Below are 23,181 nucleotides of genomic sequence, written 5' to 3'. Positions count from 1 at the left end.
CCACCCGCCCGAACCCGGTGATCACCTCATCGGCGACGAGCAGGAAGCCGTACCTGTCGGCGAGGCTCCGCAACCCGGGCCAGTAGCCGTCAGGTGGGGTGAGGCAGCCCCCCCGGTTCTGCACCGGCTCGGCGATCAGCATCGCGATCGTCTCCGGGCCTTCCTCCAGGATCGCCGCCTCCGTCTCCGCCAGCAGGTAGGAGGTGAACTCGACGTCGGTGGCGAACGGCGGGGCGTGGTAACGGTTGGTGTTCGGGACGAACCGGGCCCGGATCGCCGGCCCGCCGTACGGCTCGGTGAGTCCTGGGTCATCGTTGAACGACAGCGCACCGAGGGTGAGCCCGTGGTAGGCGCCGCGCCGCGCGATGGCCTTGATCCGCTTCGGCTCACCGCGCACGGCGTGGTATTTGCGGGCGAGCTTCCACGCGGTCTCCACCGCCTCGGCGCCGCCGCTGGAGAAGAAGGTCTGCTCGACACCGTCCGGCGCGAGCGCCGCCAGGCGCTCGGCCAGCTCGACCGCCGTGGGATGTGCCGAGGCCAGCCAGAGCGGTGTGTAGCCCAACTCGGTCAACTGCCGACTCGACGCCTCGGCAAACTCTTCGGCGTAGGTGTGGCCGAGCTGGTTGCAGTACAGCCCGGAGAGCCCGTCGATGTAGCGCTTCCCGTCGACGTCCTCGACGTATGCTCCCTCGCCGCGGCGCACCACGAACAGGTCCTCGCCGACCGCGCCGTTCGCGGTCATGTTGAGCAGCAGGCGCTGCCGCTGCCCGACGGCGCTCATCCGGCATCACGCCCATGGTTGGCGATTCCGGCCGTCGCCTCCACCGAGAGCAGCGAGCCCCTCCGTCCGGAGCCGAGCCAGCGCACCAGGGCCACCAGCACCAGGGCAAGCAACGCCGCGGCGATGAGCAGCGCGCTGATCGCGGTCACGCTGGGATCGATGTCGAAGGTCAGGGAGTTGAACACCTGCACCGGCAGGGTCACGGTATCGCCGGAGGCGAGGAACTGGGAGATGAAGAACTCGTCGAAGCTGGTGATGAAGGAGAAGATCGCGGCGGCGATCATCCCCGGGGCCGCGAGCGGAAAGGTGATCCGCCGGGCCACGGTCAGCCGTCCGGCGCCCATGCTCGCCGCCGCGTCCTCCAACCGCTCGTCGATCCCACGCAGCGTCGCCACCAGGATCAGCACCGCGATCGGCGCGGCCAGCACCGTGTGCCCGAGGGCGATCGCGACCGGGCTGCCGAGCATGGCGGCCGGCTCGAAGAGCAGGAACAGGCCGAGGGCGATGACGACCTGCGGGATGATCAGCGGCCCCAGCACCAGGGCGTAGACCGCCGAGCGCAGCGGCAGTTCGCTGCGGGTCAGGGCGATCGCCGCGGTGACGCCCAGGATGAGCGAGAACACGGTGGTCAGGGCGGCGATGAGCGCACTCAGCGAGAGGGCGGCCGGCCACTTGCTGCCGTCGGCGACCAGGACCTCGTACCACTGCAGCGTCCACGAGTCCGGCGGGAAGGAGCCGAAGGCGTTGTCGCCGAACGAGGTGATGATGATGACGACCAACGGCAGCGCCAGGTAGAGCAGCATCACGGTGGCGCCGACGGTCAACGCCAGCCGCCCGGTCCGGGTACTGCGCAGCCCGATCATGAGTTGCTCCTCTGCTTCGCGCTGGCCCCGAGGGATCCGACGACCTTGAGCAGCAGCAGCCCCGCGAAGGTGATCAGCAGCAGGACGACGCCCTGCGCGGCCGCCCCGTTCCACCGGTAGTCCTTCGTCACCTGCTGCTCGATGAGGGAGGCGATCATCGTCTGGTTGGGGCCACCCATCAGCCTGGGGGTGACGTAGTAGCCGAGGGAGAGAATGAAGCTGAGCAGTCCCGCGCTGGCCAGGCCGGGCGCGACCAGCGGCAGGTAGATCCGGCGGAAGATGACCAGCCGGCCGGCTCCCATGCTGGCCGCCGCGGCGAGCAACCGCCGGTCGACACCCCGCATCACGCCGTACAGCAGCAGCACGGTGTAGGGCAGCATCACGTACGTGGTGCCGATGACGACACCGATCTCGTTGTAGAGCAGCTGGTACGGGGCACCCGGCAGGTGTACGGCCTGCATCGCCTCGTTGAGCACCCCGTAGTCGCCGAGCAGGATGATCCAGCCGTACGTGCGGACCAGCGCGCTGACGAAGTGCGGCGCCACCACGAGCACCATCGCCAGGGCCGCGAACAGGGGACGCATCCGCGACACCGCGTACGCCAGCAGGAAACCGAGGACCAGGCTCGCGAGCGCGGTCTCGGCCGAGATCCGCAACGTCGTCAACAACACGCTGAGGTTGATGCCGGTCAGCGTGTCGGCGTACCAGTGCAGCGTGAACCCGCCCTGCTCGTCCTTGAGGCTGAGCGCCAGAGTGCCCAGGATCGGGTAGACGAACAGGACCAGCAGGTAGATCACGACCGGGAGCGCGGTGAGCAGCCCGTAACGGGTCCGGCGGCTGGCCAGCGCGGCCCGGATCCGGGCCGCGGGCAGCGCGGGCGTGGAAACCGACATGGCTCTCACCCAGCCGATTCGGCGGCGAACAGGTTGATGTTGTCGGGGTCGGCGGTGATCCCGACCCGCTCGCCCACCTGGGGGGCGTTGCGGGCCGACACCTCCAGCCGGATCGAACAGTTGGCCCCGACGTTGACCACCACCCGGACCAGAGTGCCGACGTAGGTCACCGACTGCACGGTGCCGGAACAGAAGGCGTCCGCCGGCGCGCACACGTCCAGCCGGCCGGGCTGTACCGCCACGGACACCGGCGCGCCCTTGGCCAGCGCGTGCTGCCGGGCCCGCAGCAGTCCGCCGGTGTCCAGACGGACCAGGGTGTGCTCGTCGGTGTGGTGCTCGACGCGGCCGGACAGGAAGTTCGCGGCACCGAGGAAGTCGGCGACGAACGGGGTACGGGGCCGCTCGAACAGCTCGCGCGGGGTGCCGAACTGGTCGATCCGCCCGTCCCGCATCACCGCGATCCGGTCGGAGAGCACCAACGCCTCCTCCTGGTCGTGCGTGACGTAGATGACGGTGAGGCCCAGCTCGCGCTGGATCTTCTTGATCTCGGTCTGGAGCTGGTCACGCAGCTTCTTGTCCAGCGCCCCGAGCGGCTCGTCCATCAGGATCACCGGCGGCCGGTAGACCAACGCCCGGCACAGCGCGACCCGCTGCTGCTGGCCGCCGGAGAGCTGCCGCGGCTTGCGGTTGCCGAAGCCGGAGAGCCCCACCAGGTCCAGGGTCTCGAAGACCCGGCGGCGGATCTCGTCCTTCGGCACCCCGCGCAGCTGGAGCGGGAACGCGATGTTCTCCGCGACCGTCATGTGCGGGAACAGCAGGTACTGCTGGAAGACGAAGCCGAGGTTGCGCTTCTGCGGGTCCAGTCTCGTGACGTCGCGGCCACCCACCGTGATGGTGCCGGAGTCAGGCTCCACGAAGCCGGCGATCATCATCAGCGTGGTCGTCTTCCCCGAGCCCGACGAGCCGAGGAAGGTGACGAACTCACCGGCCGCGATCTCCATCGAGGCGTCCTCGACGGCGACCATAGGGCCGTATGTCTTGCGCAGGGCCACCACCGACAGCGACTTGCCGGTCGCGGCGGCCGGCTTGTCGCCGGCCCCCGCCACGGTCGGTGTGGCTACACCGAGATCAGTCACGAGCCCACTCCCGCCAGCGCTTGGAGACGGCCGACTCGTTCTTCAGCCACCAGTCGATGTCCACGTCGAAGCCCTTGTCGAAGAACTCCGGGGCGCCGGGCAGCTTCGCGCGCTCCTCGGCGGTCAGCTTGTCGTAGGCCGCCGCAACGGCCGGGTTCGCCGGGTAGAACTTGGCGATACCGGCCTGCACCTCGGGGCGCAGCGTGTAGTCGATCAGCTGGTAGGCGGCATCGACGTTGGCGGCACCCTTGGGGATGGCGTGCCCCTGGGCCTGGCGGCGACCGCCGGAGAGCTGGTAGGCCAGCGGCGCTCCGCCTGCGATCAGCTGGTCGAGCCGGCCGTGCCAGACGGTGGAGAGCGCCACCTCGCGGCGGCTGAGCAGCACGCCGGGGAGGTTTCCGGTGTCCCAGTACTTCTTGATGTGGGGCCTGATCCGGTCCATCGCCTTGAAGGCGCGATCCACGTCGAGGGGGTACAGCTTGTCCATCGGGACACCGTCGGCCAGCAGCGCGAACTCCAGCTCCGGGATGTCCGCGTCCGGGTTGCCCATGGAGCGGTTGCCGGCGAAGGCGCCGGCGTCCCAGAAGTCCGCCCAGGTGCCAGGCGCCTTGTTGCCGAAGGCCTGGGTGCTGTACGCCATCAGGGTGACGTAGTAGGACTTGCCGACGACGTGCTCCTCGACCATGTTCTCCGGCAGCTTGGCGCTCTTGAAGCTCGGAATCCGGTCGTAGTCCAGCGGCTCCAGCACGTTCTCCGGGACCCACCTGGCGAACTGGGCCAGCGAGTTGTCGATGAGGTCGAACTGCGGCCTGCCCTGCTTCATCTGGGCCAGCATCTGGGTGCCCGACAGGTTGACCACCTTGACCTCGATGCCGGTCTCCTTGCTGAACGGGGTGTAGATCCCCTTCTGGAGGGCTTCCCCGTAGGCCCCGCCACTGTTGCGGACGATCACCGTCTTGCTGCCGCCGCCGGTCGTGGCCCGGCTGGTGCCGGTGCCGCACGCGGCCAGTGAGGGTAGGACGGCGGCGGCCGCGAGGCCACCGGCTCCACGCAGGAGCGCTCGGCGCCCGAAACGGTGTTCCATTATCTGCCTCCTGGAGTTTCGTAAACGGGTTTCAGGCGGTGCTGGACGGCGGCGTGAACGGGGCGGCGATCTCTGCCAGGTGGGCACCCTGACGCACGGTCAGCCCCTGCATGCCGTAGATGATTCGGCCCGCCACCGGCGCGACGACCTTGTGCTCACTGCCGTCGACCGGATCGATGACCCGACCGATGGTCTGTCCCGAGGCGACGTCACTGCCCCGGGTGAAGTCCGGGTACCAGAGGCCGGTTGCCGGTGACTCCACGAACCCGACCCAGACCCATTCGGGGCCGTCGGTGCTGCCCGGTCCGCCGGACGGCGGCACCGCCACCACATCCAGCTGGTGCAGCAGCCGGTTCAAAGCACCGAGCAGCTTCTCCACGGCGGCCTCGTCACGCTGCCCGAGCTGGCCGGTCTCGATCAGCACGGCGGGGATGCCCTGGCGGGCCGCGGCGGCGTGACTGTTACCCCCGGAGGGGTCGGTGCCGAAGATGACGTACTCGTAACCTACGGCGTGGGCCATTGCGCGGGCCTTGGCGTCGAGGTCCGGGTCGCCCGTGAGGCGGTAGCCGACGAAGTCGCACAGCGTCTGGTCGATGCCGCCGCTGTGCAGGTCGGCGTAGGCGTCGGCGCCCGAGATGAGGTTCTCGAACAGCCACGCGGCGATCCGCTCGGTCGGGCTTCCGTCCGGATCTCCGGGAAACACCCGGTTGATGTTCACGCCGTCCACCGGCGACACGTTGAGCCGCCCCTGGTAGACGGCCGGGGGGTTCGCAACGGGACAGATGATCACCTGGCCACGCACCTCGGCGGGGTCGAGAAGTCCGGCCAGCCGGGTGGTGGCGTCGACGCCGACGAACTCGCCGCCGTGAACCCCGCCGGTGATGACCACCCTCGGCCCGGGCCGCGTGCCGTGGATCAGGGTCACCGGAATCCGCACGGTGATGGTGCCGAGGTCCGCGTCGATGACGCCCCGGATCTTGCTTCCGGCTTCGGCAACGAACGGGCCGACGGTCAAGGTCATGTCACACTCCCTCTGGTTCGAACCACGGCTGGTGGGGTGTTCGGGCTGGTTCATGCCGCCCCTCGCCCGACGGTGGAGAGGAAGTCGATCGGGTGCCGGGTCCCGCCGTCCAGAGCGAGATCGGCCGCGATGTCGCCGAAGGCGGGCGCCAGCTTGAAACCGTGACCGGAGAAACCGGCCAGCAGGATGACCGAGTCGCTGTCCGGCAGTGGACCGACCAGCGGGCGGCTACTTGCCGTGTAGCCCTCCATGAACACCGACAGCCGGATCGGGTCGGGGTGCAGGTTGGGCAGGTACCGCCGGACCTGCTCGCGGAAAATCTCCAGCTCCTGCGGCTGCACCACCCGGTCGAGAGCGTTCGGGTCGTCGACGGGGCGGTGCAGGGCCTGGGAGAGGCCGAGCTTGATGGAGATCCTGTCGTGCGAGGGCAGCCCGTAGCAGTGCGTGGGCCCGGTGCGGATGAAAGCCGGCGCCGCGTCGAACCAGCCGTCGGTGTCGCAGACGAACCAGGCGTTGACCAGCCGCTTGATCTCGACCTTCCAGTCCAGGTCCGGCAGCAGGTCGTTGATCCACGGGCCGACGGTGACCACGACCGTGTCGACGTGCTCGGTCCCGGCGTCGGTGTGGATCTCGACGCCCCGTCCGACCGGCACGATCTTGCGAACGGTGGTGTAGCGGTGGATCCGCGCGCCGAGCTGTTCGGCTCGGTTTGCCGCGCTCAGCACGGTCAGCTCGGGCCGGATGAAGCCGGCGTTGCGGTCGAGCACGGCCACGTCGCCGTCGGCGATGCGGTACTGGGGGAACCGCCGAGCCAGTTCGACGGCGTCCAGCACCTCGTGGTCGAGGCCGTGTTCGGTGATCGAGTCCAGCGCGGTGCGCATCTGGTGATGCTCGGCGGGTCCCATCAGCAGGCAGCCGGTGAGGCGCCGCAGTTCCCGGCCGGTTTCGTGTTGCAGTTCGCGCCAGAGCGTGTCGGCGTGCTTGATCAGCGGGACATAGCGTACGTCCTCGAACTGCGCGCTGCGGAACACCCGGGTCTCGCCACCGGCGGCACTGCGGTCGTGCCCCGGCGCGAACCGCTCGAAGCCGACGACCTCGGCGCCGCGCGCGGCGAGGCGCCACATTGCCTGCGCCCCCATGGTGCCGACACCGACGACGGCGACCCGTTTTCTGGTAGCCACGTAGATTCCTCCCGCCGTTGGAGCGGTGAAAGCTGATTGGTAGTGCCTCTCGCCGAGCACCCGGTCGCCGGTCTGCGTCCGAAGGGTGTTCTGAGGGGTCTGGGCCCGGTCGTTCCGCCTGGGGGGTATTCCACAATGCGGCACGGCGTGCTATGTTGTGGCACACAGCCTGGCACCGGTTGCGAATAGCTGTCAAGCCCCCCAACCTCGGGAAACACGAAAGTTACGGGAGAGCGAAGATGGAGATGAAGAGCGTGATCCGCAGCCTGCGCGTTCTGGAGGCGGTGGCGCAGCACCAGCCGGTGAGCGTCAGCGAGCTGGCCAAGCTGTTCGACCTACCCAAGTCGACGATGCAGCGGACGCTGATCACGCTCAGCGAGGCGGGCTGGCTGCGGGCCAGCCGCGGCGACCGCACACGGTGGGAAATCGGCGCACGGGTGCTCGCCGTCCGGCCCGCCGCGTTCCAGGGGTCCAGCCTCTTCGCAGCCGCGCGCGAGCCCATGCTCCGGCTCCGCGACGCCGTCGACGAGACCATCCACCTGTCGGTGCCCGACGGGCTGGAGTGCATGGTGGTCGTCGACCGGGTCGACTCCACCCAGACGGTACGGACCTTCTACCAGATCGGCGAAACCTCGCCGCTGCACACCACGGCGGTCGGCCACGCCGTCCTCGCGCACTTCTCGGCCGACGACATCAACGAGGTGGTTACTGGCAGTCTCCACCACTACGGCGCGTCCACCTTCACCGAGCCGGCCCAGCTACGGGTCGCGCTCGACCACGTCCGGCAGGTCGGTTACGCCGTCAACCGCAACCAGTTCCGGCCCGACGTGTGCGCCATCGCCGCCCCCATCCTCGACCGGTCGGGAACGCCCCTGGCCGCGGTCGCGATCTCCATGCCCGACTCCCGGTTCGACGACGATCGGCTGTCCGAGTGGGGACGCCTGGTCGCCGCCACAGCCGACGAGATCAGCACCCGGCACGGCGGGTAGCGGATCGGCCAGACGAGCCCACGAGCGCTTCCGACCGGACAGCGGAGGGAGCGTGATGTTCGAGGTGCTCCTGGTCCCCGGCAGGTCGGGCGACGGCCACCAACCTCCGCGTCGACAAGGCCCTGGCAAACCGACCTCGGTCCGCCAGGGCCTTGTCGAATCAGACCGGCACGGCGACGTACTTGTACTCGAGGAACTCGTCGATGCCGACGCGCCCGCCCTCCCGGCCGAGCCCGGACTGCTTGACCCCGCCGAACGGGGCCGCCGGGTTGGACACCAGGCCGGTGTTCAGGCCGACCATACCGACCTCCAAGCGTTCGCTGACGCGCAGCGCGCGGTCGAGATCGCGGGTGAAGACGTACCCCACCAGGCCCCACTCGGTGTCGTTGGCGACGCTGACGATGTCGTCCTCGTCATCGAAGGTGAGGATCGCCGCGACCGGCCCGAAGATCTCGGTCCGCAGCAGTTGGCTGTCATCGGCCACCCCCGCCAGCACCGTCGGCGGATAGAAGTAGCCGGGGCCGTCCGGCACCACACCGCCGACGAGCACCCGGGCCCCGTGGGCCACCGCGTCGGCGACGAGTTCCTCGACCTTGCCCCGACCGGTCCGGTCGATGAGCGGGCCGACGTCGACGCCCGGCTGCGTGCCCGGGCCGACGACCAGCGCGCCCATCCGCTCGGCGAGCCTCGCGGCGAACTCGTCGGCGACGCTGCGGTGCACGAAGAAGCGGTTGGCGGCCGTGCACGCCTCACCCATGTTGCGCATCTTCGCCACCATCGCGCCCGCCACCGCGGTGTCGAGATCAGCGTCGTCGAAGACGATGAACGGAGCGTTGCCGCCCAACTCCATCGAGGGACGGACCACCTTCTCCGCACACTGGGCCAGCAGGATCCGCCCCACCTGGGTCGATCCGGTGAACGACAGCTTGCGGATCTGACCGCCACGCAGCAGCGGTTCGACCACCTCGCCGGCCCGCGAGGTGGGGACGACGTTGAGCACCCCCGCCGGCAGTCCCGCCTCGGCGAGGATCTCGGCGAGGGCCAGGCTCGACAGCGGGGTCTGCGGAGCCGGCTTGAGCACCATCGTGCAGCCGGCGGCGACCGCCGGGCCGATCTTGCGGGCCCCCATGGCCAGCGGGAAGTTCCATGGGGTGATCAGCAGACAGGGGCCGACCGGTTGGCGCATCAACAGCATCCGGTTGCGCCCGTCCGGCAGCGTGGCGAACCCACCCTCGACGCGCACCGCCTCCTCTGAGAACCAGCGCAGGAACTCCGCGGCGTAGGCGACCTCGCCGCGCGCCTCGGCCAGCGGTTTGCCCATTTCCAGGGTCATCAGCCGGGCCAGTTCGTCGGTGCGCGACAGCACGATCTCGTACGCGCGCCGCAGGATCTCGCTGCGGGCACGCGGGGCGGTGCGGGCCCACTCGGCCTGCGCCGCGACGGCGGCGGCCACGGCCCGCTGCCCGTCCTCGGCGCGGCCGTCGGCGACGTGGCACAGCACCTCGCCGGTGGCGGGGTCCTCCACCGGCAGGGTGTCGCCGGCGAGGGCGTCGACCCACGCGCCGGCGATGAACAGCCGCTTGGGCACCGTGGAGACCACGTCGCCGGTGTCGGGCAGAGTGATCAGCGTGGTCACAACGCTCCTCCTGAGGGGTCGAGTAGTTCGGTGAGGTGGACGGTGTGTCGTGTTCCGGTGGCGAGGTGGGCCACCTGGGTGGCGCAGCTGAACCCGTCGGCGACGACACTGGCGCCGTGGTCGGGCAGCGCTTCCAGGCGGGGGCGCAGCGACAGCCCGGCCACCGCCATCGAGGTGGCGTAGTGCTCGGCCTCGAAACCGAAGTTCCCGGCCAGTCCGCAGCAGCCGTCCGCCTCGACGACGTCGGCTACGCCGAGACGGCGCAGCAGCTCGGCCGGCCGGTCGGCGCGAAACTCCGCGTACTCGTGGCAGTGCGTCTGCAGCAGCACCCGCTCCGGCAGCCCGGACGGTCGCCAATCCGGCGCCGCGAGACGGTTCAACGCGCCGGTCACCGTGTGGACCCGGGCCGCGACACGCCGCGCCGCGTCCGTGCCGAGCAGTTCCGGCACGTCCCGGCGCAGCGCCGCCGCGCAGCTCGGCTCCGGCACCACGATCGGTAGGTCCGCCTCCGGTCCCCGGTCGAGGTGCGCCACGGTACGCGCCATGACCCGGCGGGCGACGCCGAGCTGGCCGGTGCTGACCCAGGTCAGCCCGCAACACAACCCGCTACGCGGCGCGACCGGTACACCGGCGGTGGTGAGCACCCGGCCGGTGGCGGCGGCGACCTGCGGCCGGAACGCCCGAGTGAAGGTGTCGACGAAGAGCACCGCGGCGGGGCTGTCGCTGGCGAGGCCGCGCAGGTGCGCGCCGAGCGCCCGCCGGGGCGCGAAGGCCGGGACCGCCCGCTGCGGGGCGACCCCACCGACGCGGGCGAGCAGCCGGCCGAGCGGGCCGCGCAGCATCGCGTTGACCGGTCGCGCCGCGGCGGTGGCGACCCACGCGGTCAGCGGCAGCCAACCCAGCGAGTAGTGCGACCGGGGTCTGATCCGCCCGCGGTAGTGGTGGTGCAGGAACTCGGCCTTGTAGGTCGCCATGTCCACGCCGGTGGGGCAGTCGGTCGAACACGCCTTGCAGGCGAGGCAGAGGTCGAGGGCGTCGCGAACCGCGGTGGAGCGCCACCCGCCGGTGACCGTCCCGCCGCGCAGCATCTCCTGCAGCACCCGCGCCCGCCCACGGGTGGAGTCGCGTTCGTCACCGGTCACCCGGAAGCTGGGGCACATCACTCCCCCGGCGTCACTGCGGCAGCGGCCCACCCCGATGCAGCGCCGTACCGATCCGGCGAGGCCCTCGGTGTCGTGCGGGTACGTGAACGCGGTGCGCAGCCGGGGCGCGGGGATGACAGCCAGGTCGGCGTCGATCGGCGCGGGTGCGACAATCACGCCGGGGTTGAGCAGCCCGTCCGGATCGAGGATCCGTTTGAAGTCGCTGAACGCCGCCAGCATCGGCTGGCTGTACATGATGCCGAGCAGTTCGCTGCGGGCGCGACCGTCGCCGTGCTCCCCGGACAGCGTGCCCTGGTGTCTCGTCACCAGGCGCGCGGCGGCGTGCAGGAACCGGCGCATCGTCGCGCGTCCGGCCGGCGTCGCCTGGTCGAAGTTGATCCGTACGTGCACGCAGCCGGCGCCGAAGTGCCCGTACAGCACACCGGTCAGCTCGTGCTCGGCGAGGAGCGCGCGGAAGTCGCGCAGGTATCCGGCGAGCTGCTGTGGGGCGACCGCGGCGTCCTCCCAGCCGGCCCACGACTCGCCGCCGTCGAGCAGCCGTGCCGCCAGACCGGCGCCGTCCTCGCGGACCCGCCACAGCGAACGGCGCTCGCCACCGTCGGCCACCACCCGACCGGCGACGAGGTGTCCGCGCGACCGCAGCGTGGTGAGCAACTCCTCCGCCCGGGACGCCACCTCCCGCTCGTCGTCACCGTCGAGCTCGACGTAGAGCCAGGCCCGGCCGTCGGGTAGGCCGGTGACCGAGTCGGCGCCGCCGCGCTGGCGCATGGTGGCGACGATGGCCTCGTCCAGGCCCTCCACCGCGCTGGGCGAGAAGGCGAGGATCTCCGGCACGTCCTCGGCGGCGTCGACCACGTCGTCGTAGCCCAGTGCCAGCAGCGTGGCGGCGGCCGCGGTCGGCACCAGGCGTACGGTCGCCCTGACCACGACCGCGCAGGTGCCCTCGGTGCCGACCAGGGCGCGGGCGAGGTGGAAGCCGTGCTCGGGCAGCAGATGCTGCAACTGGTAGCCGGAGACCTGCCGTGGCAGGCGGCCCAGCTCGGTACGGATCAACCCGAGGTGGTCGGTGACCAGGCGACGCAGTTCGGCCGCGACCCGGGCGGCGTGCGGTTCGTCGGCCCCGGCGACCGCCCGCAACCCGGTCGGGTCGGCGATCGCGTGCAGGCCGTTCCCGGTGATGATCTCCAACGCCTCGACGTGGGCGCTGGTGCGGCCGTGGCGCACCGACCGGTTCCCGCACGCGTCGTTGCCGATCATGCCCCCGAGGGTGCAGCGGCTGTGTGAGGACGGGTCGGGACCGAAGGTGAGACCGAAACGGTCCGCCGCCGCGCGCAGGTCGTCGAGGACCACGCCCGGCTCGACCACCGCGGTGCGGGCGACCGGATCGATGGAGATGATCCGGTTCATGTGCCGGGAGAAGTCGATGACCACACCGGGGCCGACGGCGTTGCCCGCCATGCTCGTGCCGCCCCCGCGGGCGGTTACCGGGATGCCCAGTTCCCGGCAGACCCCCAGCAGGGCACGGACCTGGTCCACGGAGCGCGGAAACGCCACCGCACGTGGCGGCACCCGGTAGTTGGACGCGTCGTAGGAGTACTGCGCCAGCCGGCCCGCGTCGGTCTCCACCGGCAGGTCGGCGGCGACCCGGGCCAGCCGGCGCAGCAGTTCCGCGCTCATGGCGTCGGCGCACCGGCGGCGACCGCCGCCGTCCAGGCCCGCAGTCCCTCGTCGATCGCCTCCTCGTCGACCACCAGGGCCGGGATCATGCGGACGATGTGGTTCCACGCCCCACACAGCAGCAACAGCAGGCCCTCGTCGACGGCGGCCCGCTGCACCCGGGCGGCGGCCTCCGGGTCGGGCTCCCCCTCGTCGGTGACGAATTCGCACGCCTGCATCAGGCCCAGGCCCCGCACGTCCCCGATCCGGGGGTTGCCGGCCGCCACCGCCTCCAGCCCGGCGCGCAGCCGCTTGCCCATCACCTCCGCGTTGGCCACCAGACCCTCGTCGCGCACCACGTCGAGGGTCGCCACCGCGGCCGCGCACGCCACCGCGTTCGCGCCGTACGTCCCACCCTGCGACCCCGGCCACGCCAGGCGCATCAGCCGCTCCGGCGCGGCGATGCCGGAGAGCGGAAAGCCGCTGGCCAGGCCCTTGGCGGTGACCAGGATGTCCGGTACGACGTCGAAGTGCTCGTGGCCCCAGAACCGCCCGGTCCGGCCGACACCGGTCTGCACCTCGTCGAGAATGAGCAGGAAACCGTGCCGATCGGCCCGCTCCCGCAGCCCGCGCAGGAAGCCCTCGGTGGCCGGAACGTACCCGCCCTCGCCCAGCACCGGCTCGACGATGACGGCCGCGGTGTCGTTGGGCGCGGAGATCGTCTGCAGGACGTAGTCCAGTTCCCGCAGTGCGAACCGGGTCGCCGTCTCCTCGTCCCAGCCGTAGCGGAACGCGGTCGGGAACGGGGTGACGACCACCCCGCTCATCAACGGCGAGAAGCCGGACCGGAACCGCGTTCCGGAGGTGGTCATCGAGGCGGCGGCGACGGTGCGGCCGTGGAAACCGCCATGGCAGACCAGGATGTTCGGCCGACCGGTGGCCTGGCGGGCCAACCGCATGGCCGCCTCGACCGCCTCGCTGCCGGAGTTGGTGAAGAACAGGCTGTCCAGCTCTGCGGGCAGGACCTCGCCGAGCTTCGCGACGAGGCGCCGCAACGGCTGGTGTAGAACGGTGGTGTACTGGCCGTGGATCAGGGTCGCGACCTGCTCCTGGGCGGCCTGCACCACCCGCGGGTGGCAGTGCCCGGTGCTGGTCACCCCGATCCCGGCGGTGAAGTCGAGGAAGCGGCGCCCATCCTCGCCGTACAGGTACACGCCCTCCCCACGGACCGCGACCACCGGGGTCGCCTGCCGTAGGTGCGGCGACAGCTCTGTCATGATCATCTCCCGTTTCGAGCAGCGAGGTCGTCACTGACCGTCGCAGCCGCCGGGACGCGGAACAAGGCACAATCCGTCACCCGCGACCCGCGCCGAGCAGACGTTTTGTCACCCGCAGACCTTGCGGAGACCCCGAACCGCCTGGTTCCATTACTCACCGTGACGGAATCGCCGCCTCCCGACCGCACCCCGCTCACGGTGGCGGACGTACTACGTCTACCGGTGCTCGCCGCCGGTCAGCCCACGGTCGTCTGCGGGCACGACCGGTTGTCCCGCGCGGTCCGGTGGGTGCACGTCACCGAACTGACCGACCCCGCCTCCTTCCTCAAGGGCGGTGAACTGGTGCTCACCACCGGCATGCCCCTGCCCACCGAACCCGCCCTGATCCGCAACTACGTCGACGAACTGGCCCAGGTGGGCGCGGCCGGCCTCGTGATCGAACTGGTCCGCCGGTACCGGCAGCCACCCGACGCACTGGTCCGTGCCTGCCGTTCCCACGACCTGCCGCTCGTCGTACTCACCAGGGAGGTCAACTTCGTCGACGTCACCCAGACCGTCCACGCCCTGATCCTGGGCAGCCAGGTCGAGTCCCTTCGCCGGACCCAGCAGGTCCACGAGGCGTTCACCTCGCTGACGCTGCGCGGTGCGTCACCCGACGAACTGGTACGCGCCGCCGCCGAGATGAGCGGGCACCCGGTGGTCCTGGAGAACCTGATCCACCAGGCGATACTCCACGACACCGCCGGCCGCCCCCTCACCGACGTGCTCGGCGGCTGGGAACGACGCTCCCGGGCCACCTCCTCGCCGCAGCGCACCGATGTCTGCGGGCCGGAATCCTGGCTGGTCACCCCGGTGGAGTACCAAGGGGAACGATGGGGCCGGCTGGTCATGGTGCCCGACTCCACCTCGCCACCCACCTTCGGCGCGGACCAGGTCATGGTGCTCGAACGCGCCGCGATGGCGCTGAGTATCGCCCGGCTGGTGCACGGCCGCCCCTGGGAACGCGCCGCCCACCGCACGGCGCTGCTGGACATCGTCGAGCGGCGTTACCGCTCCGCGCCGGAGGCCCGCGCCCGCCTCGACGCGCTCGGGGTGCCGACGCACGGCCGGCAGCTCGTCATCGTCCTGGTCACCGTCGCCGAGGGGATGGGCGAACTCGAGAAAACGGTGGTGCAGGAACTGCGGGACGCGGGCGCGAGGGCACTGGTCGCGGAGATCTCGGGTACCCGCGTCGGCGTACTCCTCGCCCTGCCTGCCACCCGCACCTGGCGACCGGTGGTGGAGCGGGTGGCCAAGGCCGTCCGGCACCGGCATCCCGCCGCCGTGGTGAGCGTCGGCGGTGAGGTCGACGACCTCACCGAGGTGGCCCGGTCCTTCCAGGACGCGGTGCGAGTCGGCGAGGCGGCCGTCCCCGGGGAGCGCGCCTACGTCGAGCGGTCGGACATCGGCCTGCGGGAGCTCCTGCACGCGCTGCGCAACGAGGTGCAGCTACAGGACTACGTCGAGCGGTGCCTCGGCCGCCTGATCGAGCACGACGACCGGCACGGCGGCGACCTGCTGGCCACCCTGCACGCCTACCTCGACGCCGCCGGCAACAAGACCCTCGCCGCCCGGCGCCGATCGATCTCCCGGCAGGCGCTCTACGAGCGGTTGCACACCATCGAACGTCTCCTCGACCGGGACCTGGAGTCCGGCTGGGACCGGTCCGAACTGCACGTGGCCCTCACCGCGCTCGAGGTGCAGCGGTTGTCCGTCGGCGCGCCCGGCGGCGAGCCCGCGGGCCGACCGGCGGTGCGCCGGCCGACAACCACCGACACGTGATGACTCCTGGACCGCCCGTCAGGGCAGGTGGTCGCCGACCAGCGCGAGGCACTGGATCGCGGCGAGGCCGTACTGGGCACTGGCGTTGGTGGAGACGAAGCCGGCCTCGTCGACCGGCTTGAGCACGGCTGGCCCCTCGACCCGCACCGAGCGGAACCCGAGATTCCGCGGGTAGCCGGCGTGACCGGTGTAGAACTCCTGCCAGGCACGGGCCGCGAGGGTTCGGTCGCCGAGCTTCGCGGCGGCGTACGCGGTGAGCCGGGAGTGCGCCTGACGCAGGTTGAGGTTGCCCAACGACTGTCCGACCTCGGCGGTCTGCTCGGCCGCGGTGCCGTTGTAGAGCCGGCAGTACTGCAGCCACGCGTTGGTGAACTCGGGCATGTCGACCAGGTCGATCAGTTCGCTACAGATCTCGACCAGGCCGAACACCGCGCCGAGCGACCCGACCGACACCGCCGGTTGGGCGGGGGCGAACGTTCCCGTCTCCAGGTCGTAGCGGCCACTACCCTGGATGAAGCCGTTGGGCATGGCGGCGATGGTGCGCGCGGTGTTGAGCAGTTTCGTCCGGGCGGTCGGGTCTCCCCCGCGTTCCCACTCGGTGAGCCAGGCCGCGGCCAGGCCGCTCCAGTCGGTGCCGGTGCTGATGGACAGCGCGCGCGGGTCCGGCTCGTACGGCTCGGTGCGGATCTTGCGGATCGGGTCGAGGACGAGGAAGGTCCGGTCGGAGTCGACCAGGTCGCGCATCAGGTCACCCGCGCGTTCGTCGGCGGTGAGGAAGTAGTAGAAGCGCCGGTACGCCGCGGAGCTGATCCGTAGCTGTTTGGCGCTGTCGGCCCAGTGCAGCACACCGTGCCGGGTGCCCAGGTCGCGGTACTTGCCGAGGTGGTAGACGTCCACCTCGCCGGTGTGCCGGGTCATCGCCTCGGCGAACCGGAACACGTCGGCCCGCCCGGAGCGCAGGTAGTGGTACCACAGCCACAGGTCGGGCGACAGTTCGGAGTTGGCCCAGGCGTATCCCCCGACGTCGTACCGCCACACGTGCCGGTCGGCGTCGTAGCTGTGCATGATGTCGCCGTAGTTCCAGAACCCGTACCACGAGCGCTGTTCCACCTGGTTGCGGTGGTGGTCGAACAGGAAGTCGAGGCGGTCCTCGATCTCGCGGCGGGCCGGGGTGCTGCGGTCGACGGGACTCCAGTCGCCGAAGACACCGGCGGCGTGCAGGCTGGCCGGCGGGGCGACGATCAGCGGTGGCTTCCGGACGGCGTCGGCGAGCTGGGACAGGCGCTCGGCGGACGGCGTGCCGGCCAGTGCCCAGAACGACAGCTCGGTGGTGCGTGCCACGCCGTAGGGGCTGCCGAAGCCGGGTTCGTAGTCCTCGTACGTGATCTCCAGGCCTTCGAGCTGCTCGGGGTAGGTGTCCTGGCCCATTCCGTCGTGGTAGAAGCGCAGGTCCATCGGCGCGGCGTCGGGTGACCAGAGCCAGACGGTCACCTCGGCCGCGTCGCCGGCCGCGCCCCGGATGTCGAGCTGGCTCGGGTGCAGTTGCCAGAAGTCCTTCATGCCGAACGCGAGTCCGCCGGAGACGCCGCCGACGTACCCGAGACCGGCGGCGCGGCGGCCGGTGTCGACCTGGATCCAACCGTGCCCGGCACTGGTCCGCTTGCGGATGTCGAAACAGCCGTCGGAGAGCTGCCGGAGGCTGTAGTCGCCCCAGGCCGGTATGAGGTGCAGCCGGCTCGACACGCGGGTGTCCCAGGTGGACACGTCCGGTGTCGGACGGCCGGCGATCTGCGCCTGCCGTACCGCCGCGCCGGGGTCGCGTCGCAGGCCGGTGAGGCCACGGACCGCCTCGCCGAGCACGCCGTCGCCGTCCCCGGCGAAGCGGATGTGCCGGTCGTGGAGCTGGTCGGTCATCGGCACCTGGAAGCGGACGCCGAGGCCGCCGATGAAATCCTTCCTCTCGTCGCCGTCGAAGACGAACGTGTGCATCATCCGGATGCCGTCGCTGCCTGCGTACAGGTACAGCCGCACGGTGAACGGCAGCCACCCGCGGCGGCCACGGAAGATCCGGTGCCGTCCCTCGATGCGCACGACCGCGCGCACCGGACCGCGCTGTTCGACGGTCACCGCCCGGACCTCGCCGGTGAACCGCTCGGTGCGGACGACGGCCGGAGCATCGTCGGCGTTGTCCCTGCGCAGGCACACGAGCGTGCCGTTCTTGGCGACCGTGCGGCCGGCGCGGACGATCGACGGCACCAGAACGTAACCACTGCGGGCGATCGTGCACCGCACGACGCCGGTGTCCACCTGGATCGTCTTGGCGGTCTCGATGATCCTCAGGGGTTGGGCCGGCGCGACGGCCGCACCGGGGCGCAGCAGGTACGCCTCGGCGGGTGGGGCCTCGGTGCCGATGGCGTGGGCGGTCCACTTGACCGAGCCGTCCGGCCAGAAGCCGATCGGCCAGGACTGCACGGGTACCGCCGCACCCCCGGCGGTGGCCAGCGACAACTCCTGATTGTGGGCGAGGGTGCCGCGCGGCCAGGGCACGCCCCAGGTGGTGCCGACAAGCGCCGCAGGCGCGCCGCCCTCGAGCCAGCGCAGCGGAACGTCGGGCGGATCCGCGGCAGCGGTCTCGGCGCGGCCGGTTGGGGCGGTTGGCCGGGCCGGTGCTGCGGCGGCCGGTTGGGACAGCGGCAGCCGGGTGGCGGCGCCGGCGAAGGCGGCACCCATCAGGAGACTGCGTCTGGGCAGCTGGGACATGGCGCACTCCACGTGAGGGGATCCACGGCCGAAGACCTGTTATGGAAACGCTTACTATCATGTGCAGGTAATCAGAGGCATCGATAGCCTGTCAACACCCTCCACAGCGCCCAATCTGCTGCTTCCCACCACATTGATCGTCACCCGTGAGGTGCCTATGTTGAAACTTGCCGACACAAACGCTTTAACCCGCATTCCACCTGTCGACGGCTGGTCGTCGCCGTACACCGGGTGGACCAGGGCGCACTGGGAGACGGTGGCCGACCACCTGCTGGCGGCGGTCACGCCGCACGCGGTGCCGGGTTTCGCCCAGTACCGGCTTCCCGGGCGGCCCGGCGACGCCGGCCTGACCAGTGACGGCCTGGAGGGTTACGCGCGGACGTTCCTCCTGGCCGCCTTCCGGATCGCGGGCGCCGGCGGCAACGTGCCGGCGGACCTCGTCGAGCGGTACGCGGACGGCCTCGCCCACGGCACCGACCCCGGACACCGGTACGCCTGGCCGGCACCGGCCGACTGCTCGCAGCAGATCGTGGAGGCCGCCTCGATCGCGTTGGCGTTGCACGAGACCCGCCACTGGCTGTTCGACCGACTCGACGACCGGGTGCGGGAACGGGTCGTCGACTGGCTCGCCGGCTTCGCGGGCCGGCGGACGTGGCAGAGCAACTGGGTGCTGTTCCCCGTGGTGATCCAACAGTTCCTGGCGCAGGTGGGCGGACCGCACGACCCGGCCGAGATCACCGGCGGGCTGGACCGGATCGAACAGTGGTACGTCGGGGACGGCTGGTACACCGACGGTGCCGGTCAGTGCTTCGACTACTACGCCGGTTGGGCGATGCACCTGTACCCGCTGATGTGGGCACGGATGTCCGGCGACCGGGAGCGCGGCTGCCGGTACCGGCAGCGGCTGCGCGCGTTTCTGGAGCAGTATCAGCACATGTTCGCCCGGGACGGCGCTCCGGTGCACCAGGGCCGGTCGCTGTGCTACCGGTACGCCGCCGTCGCCCCGTTGTGGCTGGGCGAGTTGATGGAGGCCAGCCCGCTGCCCGCCGGCCGCACCCGCCGAATTGCCAGCGGAGTGCTGCGGCACTTCGTCGAGCGGGGGGTGCCGGACGAGCGAGGGCTGCTGGGTCTCGGCTGGTACGACGACTTCCTCCCGACCGTCCAGCACTACTCCGGGCCAGCCTCGCCGTACTGGGCGGGCAAGGGCTTTCTCGGCCTGCTGCTGCCCGCGGACCATCCGGCGTGGACGGCCCGGGAGAGCGCCGCGCCGATCGACGACGGCGACCGGGCCGTCGCGATGCCCGGTCCCGGCTGGCTGCTGCACGCCACCCGGCACGACGGCCTCGTGCGGGTGGTCAACCACGGCAGCGACCGGGCCCGCCACCTCGCCGCCGACGGGCTCGAGGACCCGCACTACGCCCGCTTCGGGTACGCCTCGCACGCCGCACCGGAGGCCGGCGAGGCGGCCCGCGCCCGGGCGGTGGACGGTCATCTCGCCGTGGTGGCACCGGACGGCACGGTCTCGCGTCGCCGCCGGATCGAGCCGGTCGCCGCGTACGACCGGTTCGCCGCCTCCGCCTACGAGGACGAGTTGCCTGTCGGTCCGGTGCTGGTGCAGACCGCCTCGGTCGTGCGGGGGCCGTGGGAGGTGCGTGTGCACCGGGTCACCGCGCCGCCCGGCTGCGGGGTACGCGAGGGCGGGTACGCGCTGGCCGCCGACCACCCGCCCGCCGAGCGGACCGGACCGGGATGGGCACGGGTGCGGCGGCCGGACGGGCTGGCCAGCGTCGTGGTCGCCCTGCACGGCCTCCGCGACGCCGCCGTGGCGAGGTCGGTCGACTCGAACGCGTACGGCGCGTGCTCAGCCACCCCCTACCTGACGGCGCCCGATCACCCGGGTGGCAGCACCCTCTACGTCTCGCTGGTGGCGCTCACCGGCGACCGCGTCGTACCGGACGCGCTGCGGGAGTCGATCGTGGCGGTGGTCGACGGAGACCGGGTGGGAATCCGATTCCCGGACGGGGAACGGATCGAGCTGACCATGGGCGCCGCGCCGGCCTACGCCCGTCATCCGGTCACCGGCGCGTCGGTCCACTGGCCAACGGCTTGACACCACTCAACGCGGACCCGATCATTTCTGTAACCGTTTTCTGAAACCAACGGGGTGGCGATGGCGCGACGGGCGAACGAAGCTTCGGAGGGCCGGCGCCGGTCCACGATCCGTGAGGTCGCCGACCGGGCCGGGGTGTCCGTGGCGACCGTCTCCCGAATCCTGACCGGCAGCTACCCGGCCGCTCCGTCGACCCGGGCGCGGGTGATGCGTGCGGTCAAGGAACTGGACTACGTGGCCAACGCGCACGCCCGGGCGCTGGCCGGCAGCCCGAGCAAGAGCATCGCGATCGTGCTCAACTCGGTGATCTCGCCCCACTACGCCCACGTGGCGCAGGGCGTCGAGGCCCAAGCCGCCGCCGAGGGGCGGCTGTGCCTGATCGGCACCACGGGGGGCGACCCGGAGCGCGAACTCGCGATGGTCAAGTTCATGCGGGAACAGCACGCCGAGGCGGTCATCCTGGTCGGCAACGTGGTGGCCGACGAGAAGTACCGGCAGCGGATGAGTCAGTACGCGCACGCCCTGGCCGCGATAGGTTCCCGGCTGGTGCTGTGCGGACGCCCGCCGCTCGGCGCGGACGTACCCGCGGTCGTCGTGGAGTACGACCACGCAGGCGGCGCGTTCGCGGCCACCAGCCACCTGCTGTCCGCCGGGCATCGCCGGATCCTCTGCCTGGGCCACCGCGCCGGTTACACCACGGCGGAGGGGCGGCTGGCCGGGTACCGGCGGGCGTTGGCCGCCCACCGCCTGCCGCACGACCCCGCGCTGGAGGTCGAGGGCACGATGGAGTGGCACGAGGGCTACCGGATGATGACCGAACGGCTGGCCGCCGGCGCCCGCGACTTCACCGCCGTCTTCGCCATCAACGACCTGATCGCCGGCGGTGCCCACCGGGCGCTCGTCGAGCACGGACTGCGGGTGCCCGACGACGTGTCGATGGTCGGCTTCGACGACCTGCCGCCCTCGCTCGACCTCAACCTGACCACCGTGCACCTGCCCCACGAGGAGGTCGGGCGCACCGCCGTACGCCTCGCGCTCGAGCACGAGGCGCGCGGCGGCACCCCGCCCCACGTCATCCTCGGCACGCACCTGGTGGTACGCGACTCGGTCCGACCGATTCTGCGGTGACGGCGCCGCAGGCCCGGCTCACCTGGCCGCGGCGTACTCGGCGGCCAACTCCTCGGCGAGCTTGTCGCCGCCGGCCTGCCGCCATTGAATGACCGCGTCCTGCCAGGCGGAGAGCGGCTTGCGGCCGAAGACGATGGCCGACACCGCGTCGCCGACGATCCGGTTCAGCTCGGCCCCCTTGCTGCTCTGCGTCGCCGAGCGCAGCCCGACCGCGGGGTCGGCGACACTGCTGGGCAGTACCGCCTTCTCCCACTCGTGCACGGCGCGGGCCGCCTCGGGGTGTCCCGGCAGGTACAGCACGGCCGGCGCGACGCCGATGTACTTGACCGGCAGGTTGGTGTTGTTCTCCACGCCGGCCAGCGCGCTGGGCGCGATGCCGTTGGCGTTCTTGGTGTAGTGCACGCCCTCGACACCAAAGGTGGCCAGCTCGTACTCCGCGGTACCGAACGGCGCGCTGAGGTAGTTGCAGATGCGCAGAAGCATCTGGATCCGCTCGGGGCTGGCCTTCCTGAAGGCCACGTGGCCGAAGAAGCCGGTGCCGCGCCAGGGCGTCGGGGCGGGTCCGTAGGGCCGGCCCAGATCGAGCTGGAACCTGCCGTTGATCTTGGCGAGGGTGTTGGGGGCCACCGAGCCGAACCCGTCGCTGATCGACACCACCGTGCCGCTGTGCCAGAACGTCTGCAGGTCGGTGGCGCTGAGCGTGAGGCTGTCCGGATGGTAGGCCCCGGCCTCGGCGAGGCGGCGCATCACCCCGAGCGCCTCCTCGTACTGCCCGGTGGTGAGGGTGCTGACGAATTTCCCGCCGTCCACCCGCCACTGGTTGGGCGCGCCGAGCGAACCGGCGTGGTAGGCGATCGCCCCGGAACCGCCGAACAGGGACTTGGAGCCCCCGATACCCCACCGCCGACCACCGGTGACCTTCCGCATCGCGGCCAGGTATCCCTCGGTGTCCCAGTCGACCGGCACACCGGCCTGGTTCAGAGCGGTGCGGTTGACGAACAGGCTGTTACCCGGTGCCGGCCGCTCCAGCGGCACGCCGTAGATCCGGCCGCTGATGCGACCCATCGCCTGCCAGGCGCGCGTCGGGATGTTGGCGAGGTTCGGGTACTGCCGCACCGCGTCGCCGCCGACCAGGTCCGAGATGTCGGCGCACTGCGCCTGGACGAACTCGGCCGCGCGAGGTAGCGCCAGCTGGCTGAACATGATGATGTCCGGCAGGTCGTCGCCGGAGGCCATCAGCGTGGTCATCTTCTGGCTGTACTCGGCGTCGGGGACGACCACGATCCTGAGGTTGACGTTGAGCGCCTTGTTGATCGCCTGCCAGAACCGGTTGGCCTCCACCGGTCTGGGCGGAGCACCGTAGGTGATGACCATCGCGGTGACCTCGGAGCCGTCACCGACGGTGTCGTGCACCGATCTGACCACCTGCTGCGGATAGGTCAGGTACAGGGGTTGCACGCCGTTCGCGTCACCGGGCGCGTCCGGCGGCGGCCCGGAGAACGGCACGTACGTGGGCCACGGCACGAGATCCTTGCCGGCGTTGCCGACATCACGTTTCGCACCGTCACCACAACCGGCCAGCAGCGGCCCGGCGACACCGGCCAACGCGCCCGCGCCGGCCAACTTCAACAACGACCGCCGGGGGTAGTGGACAGCCATGCGGTCCCTCCTCTCTAGAGGGT

The 23,181-nt window shown here is 71.1% G+C and carries 16 protein-coding genes; 4 read left to right on the top strand and 12 right to left on the bottom strand.

Annotated elements, in window-relative coordinates; genetic code table 11:
* The 7 genes from E1166_RS07355 to solA form a co-directional block, all read right to left on the bottom strand.
* On the bottom strand, nt 1–781 hold a 781-nt coding region (locus E1166_RS07355), incomplete at its 3' end, for an aminotransferase class III-fold pyridoxal phosphate-dependent enzyme (protein ID WP_132336908.1).
* Nucleotides 778–1,644 carry an ABC transporter permease gene (locus tag E1166_RS07350; protein ID WP_132336906.1) on the bottom strand — a complete coding sequence of 289 codons (867 nt, stop codon included), beginning with the start codon at nt 1,642–1,644 and terminating at the stop codon, nt 778–780. The genes E1166_RS07350 and E1166_RS07355, both read right to left, overlap by 4 nt.
* The gene (locus tag E1166_RS07345; protein WP_132336904.1) at nt 1,641–2,537 is read right to left on the bottom strand and encodes an ABC transporter permease; all 897 of its coding nucleotides are present in this window, start codon (nt 2,535–2,537) and stop codon (nt 1,641–1,643) included. Before E1166_RS07345 ends, E1166_RS07350 begins: the two co-directional genes overlap by 4 nt.
* A 5-nt stretch (nt 2,538–2,542) precedes the next feature.
* Nucleotides 2,543–3,673 (bottom strand): ABC transporter ATP-binding protein, encoded by a 1,131-nt coding sequence (locus tag E1166_RS07340; protein WP_207914060.1) that lies wholly within the window; start codon nt 3,671–3,673, stop codon nt 2,543–2,545.
* Nucleotides 3,666–4,757: an ABC transporter substrate-binding protein gene (locus E1166_RS07335; RefSeq protein ID WP_132336902.1), complete on the bottom strand. Its 1,092-nt coding sequence runs from the start codon at nt 4,755–4,757 to the stop codon at nt 3,666–3,668. The genes E1166_RS07340 and E1166_RS07335 overlap by 8 nt, the downstream gene beginning before the upstream one ends.
* Before the next feature lie 31 nt (nt 4,758–4,788).
* Nucleotides 4,789–5,778: a M14 family metallopeptidase gene (locus E1166_RS07330; protein WP_132336900.1), complete on the bottom strand. Its 990-nt coding sequence runs from the start codon at nt 5,776–5,778 to the stop codon at nt 4,789–4,791.
* Nucleotides 5,779–5,828: 50 nt separating this feature from the next.
* Entirely contained in the window at nt 5,829–6,959 is a 1,131-nt protein-coding gene (solA, locus tag E1166_RS07325) for an N-methyl-L-tryptophan oxidase (RefSeq protein ID WP_132336898.1), read from the bottom strand.
* 239 nt (nt 6,960–7,198) lie between these two features.
* Between solA and E1166_RS07320 the strand changes: the two genes are divergently transcribed.
* Nucleotides 7,199–7,948 carry an IclR family transcriptional regulator gene (locus E1166_RS07320; protein WP_207914059.1) on the top strand — a complete coding sequence of 250 codons (750 nt, stop codon included), beginning with the start codon at nt 7,199–7,201 and terminating at the stop codon, nt 7,946–7,948.
* Nucleotides 7,949–8,108: 160 nt separating this feature from the next.
* On the opposite strand, the gene E1166_RS07315 is transcribed toward E1166_RS07320, so the two are convergent.
* Genes E1166_RS07315 through E1166_RS07305 form a run of 3 tightly spaced genes read right to left on the bottom strand, consistent with a single transcriptional unit; the run spans nt 8,109 to nt 13,680 of the window.
* Complete coding sequence (locus E1166_RS07315; RefSeq protein WP_243710233.1) at nt 8,109–9,584, bottom strand: NAD-dependent succinate-semialdehyde dehydrogenase; 1,476 nt, start codon at nt 9,582–9,584, stop codon at nt 8,109–8,111.
* Entirely contained in the window at nt 9,581–12,424 is a 2,844-nt protein-coding gene (locus E1166_RS07310) for an FAD-binding and (Fe-S)-binding domain-containing protein (protein WP_132336896.1), read from the bottom strand. Before E1166_RS07310 ends, E1166_RS07315 begins: the two co-directional genes overlap by 4 nt.
* Nucleotides 12,421–13,680 (bottom strand): aminotransferase class III-fold pyridoxal phosphate-dependent enzyme, encoded by a 1,260-nt coding sequence (locus E1166_RS07305; protein WP_132336894.1) that lies wholly within the window; start codon nt 13,678–13,680, stop codon nt 12,421–12,423. The genes E1166_RS07310 and E1166_RS07305 overlap by 4 nt, the downstream gene beginning before the upstream one ends.
* Nucleotides 13,681–13,839: 159 nt before the next feature.
* Here E1166_RS07305 and E1166_RS07300 point away from each other — a divergent pair, with 159 nt between their 5' ends.
* Nucleotides 13,840–15,501, top strand: a complete 1,662-nt coding sequence (locus tag E1166_RS07300; protein WP_165944270.1) for a PucR family transcriptional regulator — start codon at nt 13,840–13,842, stop codon at nt 15,499–15,501.
* An 18-nt stretch (nt 15,502–15,519) separates the two neighbouring features.
* Here E1166_RS07300 and E1166_RS07295 read toward each other — a convergent pair whose 3' ends face one another.
* A complete protein-coding gene (locus E1166_RS07295; RefSeq protein ID WP_132336892.1) occupies nt 15,520–18,261 on the bottom strand; it encodes a Tat pathway signal sequence domain protein in 2,742 nt (913 codons plus the stop codon).
* Nucleotides 18,262–18,421: 160 nt separating this feature from the next.
* Here E1166_RS07295 and E1166_RS07290 point away from each other — a divergent pair, with 160 nt between their 5' ends.
* Both E1166_RS07290 and E1166_RS07285 read left to right on the top strand, forming a co-directional pair.
* Nucleotides 18,422–20,371 carry a DUF2264 domain-containing protein gene (locus E1166_RS07290; RefSeq protein WP_207914058.1) on the top strand — a complete coding sequence of 650 codons (1,950 nt, stop codon included), beginning with the start codon at nt 18,422–18,424 and terminating at the stop codon, nt 20,369–20,371.
* Between the two features lie 60 nt (nt 20,372–20,431).
* Nucleotides 20,432–21,499, top strand: coding sequence for a LacI family DNA-binding transcriptional regulator (locus E1166_RS07285; RefSeq protein WP_132336888.1), 1,068 nt, complete (start codon nt 20,432–20,434; stop codon nt 21,497–21,499).
* Nucleotides 21,500–21,517: 18 nt separating this feature from the next.
* Here E1166_RS07285 and E1166_RS07280 read toward each other — a convergent pair whose 3' ends face one another.
* Nucleotides 21,518–23,158, bottom strand: coding sequence for an extracellular solute-binding protein (locus E1166_RS07280; protein WP_132336886.1), 1,641 nt, complete (start codon nt 23,156–23,158; stop codon nt 21,518–21,520).
* Nucleotides 23,159–23,181: the final 23 nt, after the last annotated feature.

Source organism: Micromonospora sp. KC213, assembly GCF_004348325.1.
Lineage (GTDB): Bacteria > Actinomycetota > Actinomycetes > Mycobacteriales > Micromonosporaceae > Micromonospora.
The sequence above is the reverse complement of the archived record's forward strand: the minus strand, read 5'-3'. Positions and strand labels throughout refer to the sequence as shown.

Bases quoted from the DNA above. Each gene is read 5' to 3' on its own strand.
- E1166_RS07305 (WP_132336894.1), bottom strand. From the start codon at position 13,680: ATGACAGAGCTGTCGCCGCACCTACGGCAGGCGACCCCGGTGGTCGCG.
- E1166_RS07320 (WP_207914059.1), top strand. From the start codon at position 7,199: ATGGAGATGAAGAGCGTGATCCGCAGCCTGCGCGTTCTGGAGGCGGTG.
- E1166_RS07285 (WP_132336888.1), top strand. From the start codon at position 20,432: ATGGCGCGACGGGCGAACGAAGCTTCGGAGGGCCGGCGCCGGTCCACG.
- E1166_RS07335 (WP_132336902.1), bottom strand. From the start codon at position 4,757: ATGGAACACCGTTTCGGGCGCCGAGCGCTCCTGCGTGGAGCCGGTGGC.
- E1166_RS07310 (WP_132336896.1), bottom strand. From the start codon at position 12,424: ATGAGCGCGGAACTGCTGCGCCGGCTGGCCCGGGTCGCCGCCGACCTG.
- E1166_RS07350 (WP_132336906.1), bottom strand. From the start codon at position 1,644: ATGATCGGGCTGCGCAGTACCCGGACCGGGCGGCTGGCGTTGACCGTC.
- E1166_RS07295 (WP_132336892.1), bottom strand. From the start codon at position 18,261: ATGTCCCAGCTGCCCAGACGCAGTCTCCTGATGGGTGCCGCCTTCGCC.
- E1166_RS07280 (WP_132336886.1), bottom strand. From the start codon at position 23,158: ATGGCTGTCCACTACCCCCGGCGGTCGTTGTTGAAGTTGGCCGGCGCG.
- E1166_RS07330 (WP_132336900.1), bottom strand. From the start codon at position 5,778: ATGACCTTGACCGTCGGCCCGTTCGTTGCCGAAGCCGGAAGCAAGATC.
- E1166_RS07345 (WP_132336904.1), bottom strand. From the start codon at position 2,537: ATGTCGGTTTCCACGCCCGCGCTGCCCGCGGCCCGGATCCGGGCCGCG.